Consider the following 14,451-nt stretch of genomic DNA (forward strand, 5'->3'; position numbering starts at 1 on the left):
GGAGTTGTGGTTCTAAAAGATGGATCGACGGTGGATCCAGTCGCTTGTAGTAATTATCACTGCGACTTCGATGTAGACTTATCTCAAGTTGATTTCGTAGTCCATCGTCATGTGGAGAGTAATCATCCTGATCCGCAAATTCGTAGGGCAGAGACGGCTGCGAGGGAATACCCGGGGCCAGGTGATCATATGTTCCCTGTAAGAGCAGGTGCACCGAATTATTTTGAGACGCCAACCGGGGCTTTCCGAGTCTTGGAGTACGCCGACGATGCATGGCGCGTCCGGACAATATCAGGAAGACGTGTCAGGAGTTCTGGTTGGAGTCCGTGAATGCGATGTACGGCCCCATGATCGGTTTCCACGATGAGGTTAGTCATGATTAGAACGGCTTTTCTATTTCTAATGCTTTTTTATTGTTTCTTGCCTTTGAAAGCTTTAGGTGAGCCATTGAAGTGTCAAACCGAATTTACAGAGAAGGCAACAGACGATGAGCGGTACAAGCCACTCAAGCCTGTATCGATATTCTCCGTTATTTCTGATCCTGAAGAGTTCCATGGGGAGCGAATCAGTGTTGTTGGTAGGCTTAAGGTATACCAGGATCGGATAGCTATATACCCAACGAAAGAGCACCTTTCGCACGGAGATATTTCTTCTTCGTTTTGGGGGCATATGCCACGCTGCGCAACACTGGAGGATCGCGAGAGATTGACGAATTGGGAGGGGCAGTTTGTTCAGGTTAACGGGGTATTTAACTCGAAACTGAAGAACTGGAGCGTGGGTACATTGGAGCATGTTGAGTTAATCCAGCTCTGGCAGACAGGCCGGTAACTTCACAAACGGGGCGGTGAGTGCGGCGTTTGCGTTTGCGATGGGGCAGGCGGCTCAACGCGAGCAGGATGAAGGACGTTCGCTGACAGAAAATGAGATTGAGGCTGCCCGTAGCGAGTACGGTGACGACATAAATTATGATGAAGTCCGGGTTTACGACCGCAAATGGGCCTTCTTCCAAGGGGATGACTTCGCAATGGCGCCTGACGGAAATATTTATTGGCCCGGTGCGGAGCATTGCACCGATCTGACGGCATGTACGATCACCTTATCAGATGGGCGTCAAGTGGAGACGCTGGGAACGTTCATACATGAGATGGCTCATGTGAAGCAGCATCAACAAGGTGTGAATGTTGTGGCGAGAGGGTTCTGGATACAGGCCAGGCGTTTTTTCTCTGGGCAGATGCGAACGCCCTATATGACTCGACAGCAATTTCATCAAATTCCAGGGCCAGAAGGACTGAATATTGAGCAACAAGCTGATTGGCATAGGCATAATTTCTGCTCGCGGTCAGGGAGGTGCTGATCATGACTCGTTGTTTCTATTCGGCATGTGTGGCTGTATTCATTCTATCTTCAGCGTGCTCTGCAGGAGAGTTGCAGTCGGGAGCGGATTGCCAGAGTTACAGGTTTGAGGGAGATGTTGATATTCAGGTCCAGGACCGGTTTGTTAAGACAATAAACATGCTCCTGGAGCATAGAGCGCCGGATGTCCTAACCAGTATGAGGCTTAATTTACACGGGGTGGATAGTATTGATTTGGGGGTTTCAATAGAGGAGGCTCATATCGCCGCATATTTCCGTCCGTTGGAGAATGGTCAGGTTGAATGCCAGCTTATTGAGAGTTCAGAGAATTCACGCTGCTACATGGTTTTGCCTGATCTCTCAATGCAAGTCGCTGCTGTTTTTCGGATGGAAGATGATCTGAATGTTGCTTCGATCATGGAGGATCTGGGTGATTGGGTTAGAGCGGAAGCTCTTGATTGTGAATAAGCGTATTTACTCAAGCCGACTTCGACAAAAACTGTACTAGTTTAGTTATTACCCGGCACCCGAGGTCTCCGTCGGCATGCGGCTTGATTGGCAGTAGATGTTTCTCTTTTGAAACGAGTGAGCATGGGTGGCGTCGGTTCTGGCAGCATTTCAGAGCGGATGAGACTGCCAAAGTCTGGGGCGATCGGCGTCCTGCTGTGGGCAGCTGGAACAGCGTAAGCGGATCCAAAAGTGAGTTTGGCTATTCGACCGATTATGGAGGGGGCTATGAAGAAATCTTCGTTTTTTTTGTTGGTTTTATCTCTTCTATTGACTGCCTGTACCGGTGGGCAAAGGGCTCTTGATAATATTCAATTGCCGGAATCCACAAGTGAAGGTGAGGCATCTGGAGAGGTCTATATAAAAAGCATAGTGGATGAACGCAATTTTGTAGAAAATCCCAGGGATCCATCTGTTCCTTCTCTGGCGCATCATTTGCGCGATGCCCCTGAAGAGGAGCTTTCCACCTTGATTGGAAGGCAGCGAGCCGGGATTGGGGCTGCAATGGGCTATATCACACTCCCGGAGGGAGTTACGGTCCAGGATATTGTACGAGAGGTATTGGTTGAGGGCCTGGAGAGTCGTGGATATACAGTCGTAGAGAATGGGGGCGCCGAGCACCAGGTGTCTGTAGAAGTGGACCAATTCTGGGCTTGGTTTTCTCCCGGGGTGACATCAGTCAGTTTTGAGAAGAATATAGAAACCAGTATTTCATTTGTTCATGAATCTTACTCTGAATTCTTCAAGGTGGAAGGCTATAGTATAAATCGTGGGAATCTCCCAAGTAGCGAGAATTGGGAGCTAGCGATTGAGAAAGCACTCGATGACTTTTTGAATAACCTGAACCAACGGCTTGATGAATTGGATTTATAGCATCAGTTGGATCGCCCTAATTCGGGGGCGCCAGTTCAAATTCTCATCCGCAAAATTGATGGGCACAAAAAAGCCCACTGTCGGGAACAGTGGGCTGCTAGCCAATCTAGTGGTCGGGCTGAGCGCCCGGGCCAAGGATGGCCCGGGCCGGGTTTTCCGTAAACGAGGCAGGATAGCCGAGTAGGAAAATGAACCGGAGGTTCAAATCCTCGCCCGCAAAATCGATAGACACAAAAAAGCCCACTGTCGGGAACAGTGGGCTGCTAGCCAATCTAGTGGTCGGGGTGAGAGGATTTGAACCTCCGGCCCCTGCCTCCCGAAGACAGTGCTCTACCAAGCTGAGCTACACCCCGACGGCAGCGCGAAATGATACGGCATACCCTGTGGCTTTGCAATCAGCCTCTGGGCCTGACGGGGCTTAGCTGGCCCGTTCCACGGAGAAGCGGGCCAGCTTGCCCAGGGCTTCCTTGTAGGGGCCGTCGGGCAGGGGGGCTAGCGCCTGTTCGGCACGGTCGGCGGCGGCGTGGGCCTGTTGGGCAGCGTATTCCAGGGCACCGGTTTCGCCCAGGGTCTTGAGGATGGCCTCGATCTGGTCCAGACCACCCTGCTCGATGGCCCGGCGGATCATCTCCCGGTCTTCCCGGCTGCCTTCCCGCATGGCGTGGATCAGCGGAAGGGTCGGCTTGCCCTCGGCCAGGTCATCACCCACGTTCTTGCCCATATCCTCGGCCGAGGCGCTGTAATCCAGCACGTCATCAATAATCTGGAAGGCCTCGCCCAGGGCCATACCATAGTCTTGGAGGGCCTTTTCGGTGGCCTCCGGGGCATCGGAGAGAATGGCCGCCGTTTGGGTCCCGGCGGCGAACAGGGTGGCGGTCTTGCGGCGAATGACTTCCAGGTAGCGTTCTTCGGTGGTGTCCGGATCGTTGCAGTTGAGCAGCTGCAGCACCTCACCCTCGGCGATCTGATTGGTGGCATCGGCCATCACGTCCATGATCCGGGGCCGGGCCAGGGAAACCATCATCTGGAAGGAGCGGGAGTAGAGAAAATCGCCTACCAGCACGGCTGCCTCGTTGCCCCACAGCGCATTGGCGGTGTCCCGGCCCCGGCGCAGTTCGGAGGCGTCCACCACGTCGTCGTGCAGCAGGGTGGCGGTGTGGATGAATTCGATGACTGCGGCCATGGTGACCGGCTTTGCCCCCTCGCTGCCCGCGGCCCGGGCGGCCAGCAGGACCAGCAGCGGGCGTAGGCGCTTGCCGCCACTATTGATAATGTAGTGGCCGAGCTGGTTGATCAGCACGATATCGGAATTGAGCTGGCGCTGAATTTCCTGGTCCACGGCCGCGAAATCGTCCCGGACCAGTTCGCGAATCGACTGCAGGGGCATGGTTTGTCATCGTCCACAGTATGTAAAGGCGGGGGAATCCTAGCAGCCCGGGGCAGGGGCGACAAATCAGTCTTGTCCGTAGCGGGATTGGGCCCGGAATTAGCCCCTTTTCGGGGCTTCGGGCCCTGGCGGGCTTGCCCATTCGGGGGGGGCTGGGGCATTCTATCTGCGGACGTAAGTGAGCGTTTGACCTCTCGGCCCGGTCCCGCTACAATGCGCGGCTTCGCTCAAGGGCCTTTAGTTGGAGAAAGTCCTGATGTACGCCGTAATTAAAACAGGCGGGAAGCAATACCGCGTCAGTGAAGGTGACACCATTCGCGTCGAGACCCTGGGCCTCGGTGAAGGTGAGTCGATCGAATTCGACCACGTTCTCATGGTCGGGGAAGAGGGCAAGGAGCCGACAATCGGCGCTCCCTACGTGGAAGGTGGCAAGGTGACCGGCACGGTCAAGGCTGAAGGCCGCCACAAGAAAATCGACGTGATCAAGTTCAAGCGGCGCAAGAACTATCGCCGCCACTATGGTCACCGCCAGCCCTATGCGGAAGTGGAAATCACTGGCATCAAGGGTTGATTGAGACATCCGCAACCGGTTGCGAGGTAATGAGAGATGGCACATAAAAAGGCAGGTGGTAGTACACGCAACGGTCGCGATTCCGAGTCAAAACGGCTTGGGGTCAAGCGCTTTGGCGGTCAGGCCGTAAATGCGGGCAGCATTATCGTGCGCCAGCGGGGCACCCAGTTCCACCCCGGTGAGGGCGTGGGTATTGGCAAGGATCACACCCTGTTCGCCACGAAAGATGGCAAGGTGTCCTTTGTGACCCGCGGGCCGAAGAGCCGGAAGTTCGTCTGCGTCGAAGCAGACTGAACACCGCTGCTGGCCAGTTAGTCGAGACCCCGTCAGCCCTTGGCTGTCGGGGTCTTTTCGTTTGTGCATTTTATTCAGGCGGTTTCTTCCGATCGGGAGCGGGCCTTGCGGATGGTGTTCATCAGCTTGCGGCTTGTAGCTTGAAGCTTGGAGCTTTGCAGTGAAGTTTGTAGATGAGGCGACAATCAAGGTCCAGGCCGGGGACGGCGGCAGCGGCTGTGTCAGCTTTCGCCGCGAGAAGTACGTGCCCAAGGGCGGCCCCGACGGCGGCGATGGCGGTGATGGCGGCAGTGTCTGGCTGGTGGCCGACGAGGGCATCAACACCCTGGCGGATTTCCGGGTAACCCGAACCTTCAAGGCCCAGCGTGGCGAGGACGGTCGGGGCAAGAACATGACGGGCCGTAGCGGAGAGGACCTGGAAGTGCCGGTGCCCATCGGCACCCTGATTTATGACGCCGACACCGGCGAGCTGATCGGGGACCTGGTGGACCATGGGCAGCGCCTGCTGGTGGCCCATGGAGGCTGGCACGGCCTGGGCAATACCCGCTACAAATCCAGCGTCAATCAGGCCCCACGACAGTTCACCACCGGCACCCCCGGGGAACGTCGCAGCCTGGAGCTGGAGCTCAAGCTGCTGGCGGATGTGGGCTTGTTGGGCTTGCCCAATGCCGGCAAGTCCACCTTGATCCGCGCGCTGTCCAATGCACGCCCCCGGGTGGCGGATTATCCCTTCACCACTCTGCATCCCAATCTGGGGGTGGTCTCATTGGGGCCCTTGCGCAGCTTTGTGATGGCCGATATTCCCGGTCTGATCGAAGGGGCCGCGGAAGGCGCCGGCCTGGGTATCCAGTTTCTCAAGCATTTGCAGCGCACCGGTCTGTTGCTTCATGTGGTGGATGTCTTGCCGCTGGAGGGCGATCCGGTGAGTGATGTGAAGACTGTGGTGAACGAGCTGTCCAAGTTCAGCGAGGCCCTGGGGGATCGGGAGCGTTGGTTGGTGCTCAACAAGATGGACACCTTGGCCGAGGAAGAACGGGCCGAGATGCAGTCGCTGATGGTGGACGAGCTGGGTTGGGAGGGTCCGGTGTATCGGATTTCCGCTGAAACCGGCGAGGGCACCCAGGCCTTGGCCCAGGCGATCATGAGCCGCCTGGAAGAAAAGCGGGAAGCGGCTACTGAGCAGCCCGACGCTTGAGGTCCACGAGGAAAGATATCGCCGTAGGAGCGGATTCATCCGCGATAACCATAAGCGCCCTCGCGATATCGACAGGGCAATCGCGGATGAATCCGCTCCTACAGCTAATATGGAGAGATAAAAAAAGGGCTCCCGAATGGGAGCCCTTCTCAAGATGGTGCCGAGGAGAGGACTTGAACCTCCACGGGGTTACCCCCACCAGCACCTGAAGCTGGCGCGTCTACCAATTCCGCCACCTCGGCAAGGATCGTTTCGCGGCTGCGAACTCGATCAAGGCCGCGCACTTTACCGCCAGCGGATGGGCTTGTCAACGCTTTAGCGGCGAACCAAGCCCGGCCTGAAGGCCGCCCCGGGGACCGCTTGGGGCGGCTGGGGCTGTCCGTTGGACCGCGAATAATGAGACAATGAGCATATGACTGATACAAACAACAAAACACGCTGGAAAGACGACCCGAAGGCGGGCCGCGAGGCTCGTCGTTACGAGAAACCCATTCCCTCCCGGGAGTACATCCTCAAGCATATGGAGGAGTTGGGCGAACCCCAGGAGTTTGATGAGCTGGTGGAGAGCCTGGGCCTGATGGATCCGGAAGAGGTGGAAGCCCTGGGTTTCCGGATCAAGGCCATGATCCGCGATGGGCAGCTGATCACCAACCGCCGCGAGGCCCTTTGCCTGGTGGACCGGGTGGGATTGGTCACCGGCACGGTGGTGGCCCATCGGGACGGCTTCGGGTTTTGCACGCCCGACGACGGGGGCGGTGATATCTTCATGCCGCCCCGGGAAATGCGCGAGATCATGCACGGTGACCGAGTGGCCGTGCGGGTGATTGATGTGGACCGGCGGGGACGCTCGGTGGGCTCACTGGCCCGGATCCTGGAGCGCAATACCGAGGATCTGATCGGTCGCTATTTCGAGGAATCCGGCATCAGCTTCGTGGTGCCGGATAACAGCCGTTACAACCAGGACATCTTCGTGCCGCCGGAGAAGCGGGGCGGGGCCAAGCACGGCCAGATCGTGCAGGTGTTGCTGGAAATGTACCCCTCCCGCCGCAACCAGCCCATTGGCCGGGTGGACAAGGTCCTAGGTGCCCATCGCGATGCCGGTATGGAAATCGATATCGCCGTGCATTCCCACGGCCTGCCCCGGGACTGGCCCGAAGGCGTGGAAGCGGAGGCCAAGGCCTTTGGTGATTCGGTGGCCGAGTCCAGTAAAGCCGGCCGCAAGGATCTGCGTGATCTGCCCCTGGTCACCATCGATGATGAAACCGCCAAGGATTTCGATGATGCGGTGCTCTGCGAGCGCCTGGATAACGGCGGTTTCCGCCTGATGGTGGCGATTGCCGATGTGGCCGAGTATGTACAACCCGATAGCGCCCTGGATGCGGAAGCCTATCGGCGCGGGACTTCGGTGTATTTTCCCGGCCATGTGATCCCTATGCTGCCGGAGGTGCTTTCCAACGGTCTGTGTTCCCTGAATCCGGACGTGGATCGCCTGACCATGGTCTGCGAGTTGATCATGGACAAGGAAGGAACGGTCAAGGAAAGTCATTTTCACGAAGGGGTGATTCGCTCCCACGCCCGTCTGACCTACAACAAGGTCTCGGCCATGTTGCAGGGGGACAAGGCTCTTCGCGAGCAATACCAGCATGTGCTGGGCAATGTGGAAAACCTGCATGAACTGTTCAAGGTCCTGATTAAGCGCCGTCAGCAGCGGGGTGCGATTGATTTTGACACCATCGAGACCAAGTTCGTCTTTGATGATTTCGGCAAGATCGAGAAGATTGTGCCGGTGGAACGCAACGACGCTCACCGCATTATCGAGGAGTGCATGATCGCGGCCAATGTGGCCACCGGCCGTTTCCTGGCCAAGCACGAGATGCCCACCCTGTACCGGGTGCATGAAGGCCCGGCGGAAGAGAAGGTCAGTGATCTGCGGGACTTTTTGGGCAAGCTGGGCCTGACCCTGAAGGGCGATGAAGAGCCCGATCCCGGGCACTATGCCGAGGTGCTCAAGCAGGCCCAGGGCCGGGAGGATTCCACCCTGATCCAGACGGTCTTGCTGCGTTCGCTAAAGCAGGCCGTCTATAGCCCCAAGAATGTGGGCCACTTTGGCCTGGCGCACGATACCTATCTGCATTTCACTTCGCCGATCCGGCGTTACCCCGATCTGCTGGTTCATCGCGCCATCAAGCATGTGCTGAGAAAGCTGCCCGAGGATGAATATCCCTACAGCGTCAAGGATATGGAGCGGATCGGCGGGCATTGTTCCTCCACCGAGCGTCGGGCCGACGAAGCCACCCGGGATGCCGCCGATACCCTCAAATGCGAGTTCATGCAGAGTCGGGTGGGCGAAGAGTATGACGCCATGATCGTGGGGGTGACCTCTTTCGGTCTGTTCGTGAAGCTCAAGGAAGTGCATGTGGAAGGGCTGGTGCATGTCACCGGCTTGCCCAATGACTATTACAAGTTCGATCCCGCCGGCCATCGCATGGTGGGGGAGCGCTCCGGGCGTATCTTCCGACTGACCGACACCATTCGGGTGCGCGTGGTCCGGGTGGATCCGGATGAGCGCAAGATCGATCTGGAACCGGCGGAAGCCAGCGAGGAAAAGCCCTCCGACCGGGGTGGTCGCAAGCCCAAGCGCAAGCGGGGCGGCAAGAAGGGCAGCCGTAAGAAGGCCGCGAAGAAGCCGGATAGCGAGGGCAAGGGTGACTGAATTTCTGGCTGGCGTGCATCCGGTTCGGGCGGCCCTGGCTGCCGGCCGGGTGAAAGAGTTGCACGTGGCCGCCAGCAATCGCCGGGTGCGTGAGCTGGCGGATACCGCCCGGGGGGCGGGCATTCCCGTGCTAAGTACCGACAAGCAGCAGCTCACCATCCTGGCCGGCACCGACCGCCACCAGGGCGTGGCGGCCCGGGCCGAGATCGGTGAGAACCAGACCGATATGGACCAGCTGGTCCAGCGGGCGGAGGCGGGCGAGTCCCTGTTGCTGCTGGTGCTGGACGGGGTTCAGGACCCTCAGAACCTGGGGGCATGTCTGCGCACTGCCGATGCCGCCGGTGTGGATGCGGTGATCGTCCCCAAGGACCGTTCCAGCCCCCTGAGTCCGGCTGCCCGCAAGGTGGCCGCCGGGGGTGCCGAGACCGTGCCTTTCCTGCAAGTCACCAATCTGGCCCGGTCCCTGGAGCAGCTCAAGACTGCCGGGGTGTGGGTGGCCGGCTTGGCCGGGGAGGCCGATCAAAGCCTCTACGAGCTGGATTTGACCGGCCCCCTGGCCCTGGTCATGGGGGCGGAAGCGGATGGATTGCGGCGGTTGACCCGGGAACATTGTGATTTCCTGGGCTCGTTGCCCATGGCCGGGACGGTGGAAAGCCTGAATGTCTCGGTCACGGCCGGGGTATGCCTCTACGAAGCCGTCCGTCAGCGGGGCGGAGGGGGGCGGTGAACTGGGGCGGGCTTGCCTCTGTGGCCGCCTTGCTCTAGAATTCGCTGACTAATCCCCGGGCCCAGGTCCGGGGGTTTTTGTTTTTTACTGCGGCGCTGGATGGTCCAGGTCGCACTCTCTGCTTCACCGTCCGGGATGGCCCTGGCGGGAGGCCGAATCCGAAGGGAGTTTTAACGCAATGCGTCATTACGAAATCGTTTTTCTGACCCACCCGGACCAGAGTGATCAGGTCCCGGCCATGGTCGAGCGCTACCAGTCCATTATCGAGTCCGCCGATGGCAAGGTTCATCGCATGGAAGACTGGGGCCGCCGTCAGCTGGCCTATCCGATCAACAAGGTGCTCAAGGCTCACTACGTTCTGATGAACGTGGAGTGCACCAAGGAAGCCCTGGACGAAATCCTGTCCGCCTTCCACTTCAACGATGCCGTCATTCGGCATCTGGTCATCAGCCGTGAAGAGGCCGTGACCGAGCCCTCTCCGCTGTCCAAGCCGGAAGGCGAAGAGAAGAGCAGAGAAGAAGACACCGCCAGCGCTTAAGCGCGGCCATCGATCGGATCAGGAGTACACCACATGGCACGTTTTTTCCGTCGTCGTAAGTTTTGTCGTTTCACCGCTGAGGGCGTCAAGGAGATCGATTACAAGGATCTCAGCACCCTGCGGGCCTATGTCACTGAAACAGGCAAGATTGTTCCCAGCCGGATTACCGGTACCGCCGCCTTTTATCAGCGTCAGCTGTCCAAGGCCGTAAAGCGGGCCCGTTATCTGGCGCTGCTGCCCTACAGCGACAGCCACTCCAACTGAGTGGCTGCCTCGCCCGAGCCTTCGGGCCGGGCGTGGCGCCGATAGGAGCACCCCATGCAGGCGGTACTCGCTTGGATAATGAGCAGCCGCTGGCGGGCCGTCCTCAGTGTCTGGATGATGGGCGCTGTGCAGTGGCTGGGCCTGCTGGGCGGCGGTCTGGTGGCCCTGGTGGGTCTCAGGCAGGGGCCCCGGGAAGGGTTGGGTGTGGCCTTGCTGGCCGCGGCGGGATTGATTCCTGTTTCCCTGATGGTTGGGGCTTCGGCTTGGCAGATTTCGGCCGCCGCCCTGTCACTGTGGTTGCCGGTGTTGGTCATGACCTGGGCGCTGCATCGCAGTGGCTCCTTGGCACGGGCCTGTCAGCTGGCCGCGATATTTGCCATCGGCCTGGTGCTGATGCTGCATACGGCCGAAGATGAGGTCATTCGTCTCGGCCGGGCGATCATCGATCAATGGCTGATGCCCTTGTTTGAAGAGCGCCCGCAAGGGCCGCCTTCTGATCAGGAGCTGGATCAGATGGCCCTGAGATTGCCGGGTATGTTGGCGACAGCCTTCAGCCTAGCGCTGATCCTCAGTCTGTTTCTGGGGCGCTGGTGGCAAGCCATCCTGTATAATCCGGGTGGATTTCGGGCGGAGTTCCACGAATTCCGCCATGGGCAGGTCGCGATCCTGCTGGGTGGGGCACTGTTTATCCTCTCGGCTGTGACTAACCTGGCCGTGCTGGATAACCTGGCCCTGGTGGCCATCATGGTGATGATGCTCCAGGGGCTGGCCGTCTGCCATGCCATGGTGCATCGACGCGGCCTGAGCGGCTTCTGGCTGTTGCCGGTCTATGGCCTGCTCTTGCTGTTCTCGGTAGCGGCCATGAGTGTGCTGGCGGCATTAGCCATACTGGACAATGTGATTGATTTCAGAGCCCGTTATGCGCCGGCTAAGCAGCCGCCGAACGGTTCGGATGATTAACCAAAAAACCACGTAGGTAGACGCTATGGAAGTCATTCTTCTCGATAAGGTCGAAAACCTCGGCGCCCTGGGTGACAAAGTCACCGTCAAGCCCGGTTACGGCCGTAACTATCTCGTTCCTTACGGCATTGCCAAGCCGGCGACCAAGGAAAACGTTGCTGAGTTCGAGGCCCGTCGTGCCGAGCTTGAAAAACAAGCCGCCGAGGCCCTGGAAGCGGCCAAGGCCCGCGCCGAGAAGCTGGAAGGTATTAACCTGGAGATCACGGCCAAGTCCGGCTCCGAGGGTAAGCTCTTCGGCTCCGTGGGGCCCATCGACATCGAAGCCAAGCTCAACGAGCAGGGCCACGAAGTCGAGCGCAAGGAAATTCGCATGCAGGATGGTCCCATCCGCGAGGCCGGCGAGTATCAGGTGGATTTGCATCTGCATAGCGATGTGGACGTGAGCATTACGGTCACGGTCATCGGCCAAGAGTAAGTTATCGGTGCACCGCCGGGTATCCACCCGGCGGTGCATAATCAGTGATTGATCCCGGCCACGGCCCGGCCTGGGGTGAATGCATGTGCTAGTCCGTCGGGGAGGCAGTATGGTCGGCTCGGCAGAATCCTTTTCCAAGGGTGACCCGGCGGCGGACGCCATCAAGGTCCCGCCTCATTCCGTTGAGGCCGAGCAAGCGGTGCTTGGTGCCCTGATGCTGGACAACAGCAGCTGGGACCATGTGGCCGATCTCATCTCCGACAGCGACTTCTATCGTCGCGATCACCAGATCATCTTCCGTGCCCTGGCCGCATTGGCTGAAAAGGGCGATCCCAGTGATGCGGTCACCGTCTCCGAGTTTTTGGACAATCGGGGTGAGCTGGATGACGCCGGTGGTCTGGCCTATCTGGGTGCCCTGGCCAAGGATACCCCCAGTGCCGCCAATGTTCGCGCCTATGCCGATATCGTTCGCGAACGCTCGGTACTGCGCCAGCTCATTCGCATCGGCAATGAGCTCAGCGAAAGCGCTTTCGTGCCGGATGGCCGGGGCAGCAAGGAGCTGATCGAGGACGCCGAGAAGCTGGTCTTTGAGATTGCCGAACAGGGCAGTCGCAAATCCCAGACTTATATCCCCATCAAAAGCCTGTTGCGAGATGCGGTTGAGCGGATCGACGAGTTGATCAATTCCGATGAGTCCCTCACGGGGACCGCCTCTGGAATCGACAAGTTCGACGAGATGACCTCCGGCATGCAGCGCAGTGACCTGATCATCCTTGCGGCACGGCCCTCCATGGGCAAGACCTCCCTGGCCATGAACTTTGCCGAGCATGCGGCCATTCATTCCAAGCAGCCGGTGGCGATTTTCAGCATGGAGATGTCCGGTGAACAGCTGGCCATGCGGATGATTTCTTCCCTGGGCCGGGTGGATCAATCCAAGGTTCGCAACGGTGATATCTCCGAGGAAGACTGGCCCCGGATCACTTCGGCCATTCATCTGATGTCCGAGGCGCCCATTTTCATCGATGACACCCCGGCTCTGACGCCCACGGAACTGCGGGCCCGCTGTCGGCGTATCAAGCGGGAGCACGGCCTGGGCCTGGTGGTGGTGGATTACCTGCAGCTGATGCGGGTGGCGGGCATGTCCGAGAACCGTACCAATGAGATTTCCGAGATCTCCCGGGGCTTGAAGGCCCTGGCCAAGGAGTTGGACGTGCCGGTGATTGCCTTGTCCCAGCTGAACCGTAACCTGGAGCAGCGTCCGGACAAGCGGCCCAAGATGGCTGACCTGCGTGAATCCGGGGGCATCGAGCAGGATGCCGACGTGATTGTGTTTATCTACCGGGATGAGGTCTATAACCCGGACACCCCGCACAAGGGCATGGCCGAGTTGATTATCGAGAAGCAGCGTAACGGACCCACAGGCAAGGTGATCACTACCTTCCTGGGCAGCTTTACCCGCTTCGAAAATTACATCAGTGAAGACGAGTTCATGGAGTAATCCTTGACGCGTGCGACCCGTGCCCGAATCAACACCGATGCCCTGCGTCACAATCTGACCCGGGCCCGTGAAATCGCCCCGGGTACGCGGATCATGGCCTGTGTGAAGGCCAATGGCTATGGACACGGTTTGGTAGAGGCGGCTCGGGCCTTTCGGGGGGCGGATGCCTTTGCCGTGGCCTGCCTGGAAGAAGCCCTGGAAATTCGTTCAGCCGGTCTGGGACATCCGGTGGTGCTATTGGAAGGCATTCATCGTCAGCGGGAAGTGGAGCTGGTTCGCGAGAATGGCTTTGAGTTGGTGCTGCACGATCATGCCCAGCTGGACGTGCTGGAAGCCTCCGGCCTGCCCCAGAAGCTCTGGCTCAAGATCGACACCGGCATGCATCGCCTGGGTTTTCCCCCCGAGCAGGCAGAAGCCGTTCTGGCCCGGATACAGCGGGGCAATCTGGCCGAAGGCCCCCTGCGCTACATGACCCATCTGGCCTCCGCCGATGAACTCCAAGGCACGCCCGATACCGGCGAGCAGATTCGCCAATTCAAGGCATTGACCCGGGATTGGCCGGGTGAACGTTCCATCGCCAATTCCGCGGGTGTTATCGACTGGCCGGAATCCCATGAACAATGGATTCGCCCGGGTATCATGCTCTACGGCGTTACCCCCTTTAGCGATCGTCATGGCCGGGATGTAGGTCTGCTGCCGGCCATGACAGTCAGCACCGAACTGATCGCCATCAAATCGGTGGAAAAGGGCGGTCGTGTGGGATATGGCGGCGGCTGGTCGGCCGCCCATGACATGCCTCTGGGGATTGCGGCCATTGGCTACGGCGATGGCTATCCCTGGCATGTGGCGAATGGCACGCCGGTATTGATCAATGGTCGGCCGAGCCGGGTGGTGGGCAGGGTATCCATGGACATGATCACCGTTGATCTCAGCGATCATCCCCAGGCTCGGGTGGGGGATGAAGTGATTCTATGGGGGGAAAGCGAAGGCGGTGAGGCCCGGCTACCGGTGGAAACGGTGGCCCGCCATGCGGGCACCATTCCCTATGAGTTGCTTTGCGGGGTGACCCGGCGGGTCAAGTTCGATGTGGACTAGG

General features: G+C 59.0%; 16 protein-coding genes and 2 tRNA genes. 15 read left to right on the forward strand and 3 right to left on the reverse strand.

Features of this window, described 5'->3' with window-relative positions; all coding sequences use genetic code 11:
- The first annotated feature begins 375 nt into the window (after positions 1-375).
- From J2T60_RS01340 to J2T60_RS01355, 4 genes are all read left to right on the forward strand, one after another.
- Positions 376-828, forward strand: a complete 453-nt coding sequence (locus J2T60_RS01340) for a hypothetical protein (RefSeq protein WP_253444359.1) — start codon at positions 376-378, stop codon at positions 826-828.
- A 16-nt stretch (positions 829-844) separates the two neighbouring features.
- Positions 845-1,354, forward strand: coding sequence for a hypothetical protein (locus J2T60_RS01345; protein ID WP_253444362.1), 510 nt, complete (start codon positions 845-847; stop codon positions 1,352-1,354).
- Between the two features lie 2 nt (positions 1,355-1,356).
- Positions 1,357-1,821, forward strand: a complete 465-nt coding sequence (locus J2T60_RS01350) for a hypothetical protein (RefSeq protein ID WP_253444365.1) — start codon at positions 1,357-1,359, stop codon at positions 1,819-1,821.
- Between the two features lie 267 nt (positions 1,822-2,088).
- Complete coding sequence (locus J2T60_RS01355; RefSeq protein WP_253444368.1) at positions 2,089-2,733, forward strand: hypothetical protein; 645 nt, start codon at positions 2,089-2,091, stop codon at positions 2,731-2,733.
- 276 nt (positions 2,734-3,009) lie between these two features.
- Here the strand turns inward: J2T60_RS01355 and J2T60_RS01360 are convergent.
- Together J2T60_RS01360 and ispB are read right to left on the reverse strand one after the other, a co-directional pair.
- Positions 3,010-3,086 (reverse strand) — tRNA-Pro (locus J2T60_RS01360).
- Between the two features lie 65 nt (positions 3,087-3,151).
- Positions 3,152-4,120, reverse strand: coding sequence for an octaprenyl diphosphate synthase (gene ispB / locus J2T60_RS01365; protein ID WP_253444370.1), 969 nt, complete (start codon positions 4,118-4,120; stop codon positions 3,152-3,154).
- A 256-nt stretch (positions 4,121-4,376) separates the two neighbouring features.
- Here ispB and rplU point away from each other — a divergent pair, with 256 nt between their 5' ends.
- From rplU to cgtA, 3 genes are all read left to right on the forward strand, one after another.
- Positions 4,377-4,691, forward strand: a complete 315-nt coding sequence (gene rplU / locus J2T60_RS01370) for a 50S ribosomal protein L21 (protein ID WP_253444373.1) — start codon at positions 4,377-4,379, stop codon at positions 4,689-4,691.
- Positions 4,692-4,727: 36 nt separating this feature from the next.
- A complete protein-coding gene (gene rpmA / locus J2T60_RS01375; protein ID WP_253444376.1) occupies positions 4,728-4,985 on the forward strand; it encodes a 50S ribosomal protein L27 in 258 nt (85 codons plus the stop codon).
- Positions 4,986-5,145: 160 nt separating this feature from the next.
- Positions 5,146-6,180, forward strand: coding sequence for an Obg family GTPase CgtA (cgtA, locus tag J2T60_RS01380; protein ID WP_253444379.1), 1,035 nt, complete (start codon positions 5,146-5,148; stop codon positions 6,178-6,180).
- A 155-nt stretch (positions 6,181-6,335) separates the two neighbouring features.
- On the opposite strand, the gene J2T60_RS01385 is transcribed toward cgtA, so the two are convergent.
- Positions 6,336-6,422, reverse strand: a tRNA-Leu gene (locus J2T60_RS01385).
- Positions 6,423-6,592: 170 nt separating this feature from the next.
- On the opposite strand from J2T60_RS01385, the gene rnr reads away from it, so the two are divergent.
- The 8 genes from rnr (at position 6,593) to alr (ending at position 14,450) form a co-directional block, all read left to right on the forward strand.
- Positions 6,593-8,893, forward strand: a complete 2,301-nt coding sequence (rnr, locus tag J2T60_RS01390; protein WP_253444382.1) for a ribonuclease R — start codon at positions 6,593-6,595, stop codon at positions 8,891-8,893.
- The gene (gene rlmB, locus J2T60_RS01395) at positions 8,886-9,620 is read left to right on the forward strand and encodes a 23S rRNA (guanosine(2251)-2'-O)-methyltransferase RlmB (protein WP_253444385.1); all 735 of its coding nucleotides are present in this window, start codon (positions 8,886-8,888) and stop codon (positions 9,618-9,620) included. The genes rnr and rlmB overlap by 8 nt, the downstream gene beginning before the upstream one ends.
- A 178-nt stretch (positions 9,621-9,798) precedes the next feature.
- Entirely contained in the window at positions 9,799-10,158 is a 360-nt protein-coding gene (gene rpsF / locus J2T60_RS01400; protein ID WP_253444388.1) for a 30S ribosomal protein S6, read from the forward strand.
- 33 nt (positions 10,159-10,191) lie between these two features.
- A complete protein-coding gene (gene rpsR, locus J2T60_RS01405; protein WP_253444391.1) occupies positions 10,192-10,422 on the forward strand; it encodes a 30S ribosomal protein S18 in 231 nt (76 codons plus the stop codon).
- A 54-nt stretch (positions 10,423-10,476) separates the two neighbouring features.
- Complete coding sequence (locus J2T60_RS01410) at positions 10,477-11,382, forward strand: YybS family protein (protein WP_253444394.1); 906 nt, start codon at positions 10,477-10,479, stop codon at positions 11,380-11,382.
- Positions 11,383-11,407: 25 nt separating this feature from the next.
- Positions 11,408-11,857 carry a 50S ribosomal protein L9 gene (gene rplI, locus J2T60_RS01415; protein ID WP_253444397.1) on the forward strand — a complete coding sequence of 150 codons (450 nt, stop codon included), beginning with the start codon at positions 11,408-11,410 and terminating at the stop codon, positions 11,855-11,857.
- A 109-nt stretch (positions 11,858-11,966) separates the two neighbouring features.
- A complete protein-coding gene (gene dnaB / locus J2T60_RS01420) occupies positions 11,967-13,355 on the forward strand; it encodes a replicative DNA helicase (protein WP_253444400.1) in 1,389 nt (462 codons plus the stop codon).
- 3 nt (positions 13,356-13,358) lie between these two features.
- Positions 13,359-14,450 (forward strand): alanine racemase, encoded by a 1,092-nt coding sequence (gene alr, locus J2T60_RS01425; RefSeq protein ID WP_253444403.1) that lies wholly within the window; start codon positions 13,359-13,361, stop codon positions 14,448-14,450.
- Position 14,451: the final 1 nt, after the last annotated feature.

Origin of the sequence: Natronospira proteinivora (genome assembly GCF_024170465.1) — a bacterium.
Taxonomy (GTDB): domain Bacteria; phylum Pseudomonadota; class Gammaproteobacteria; order Natronospirales; family Natronospiraceae; genus Natronospira; species Natronospira proteinivora.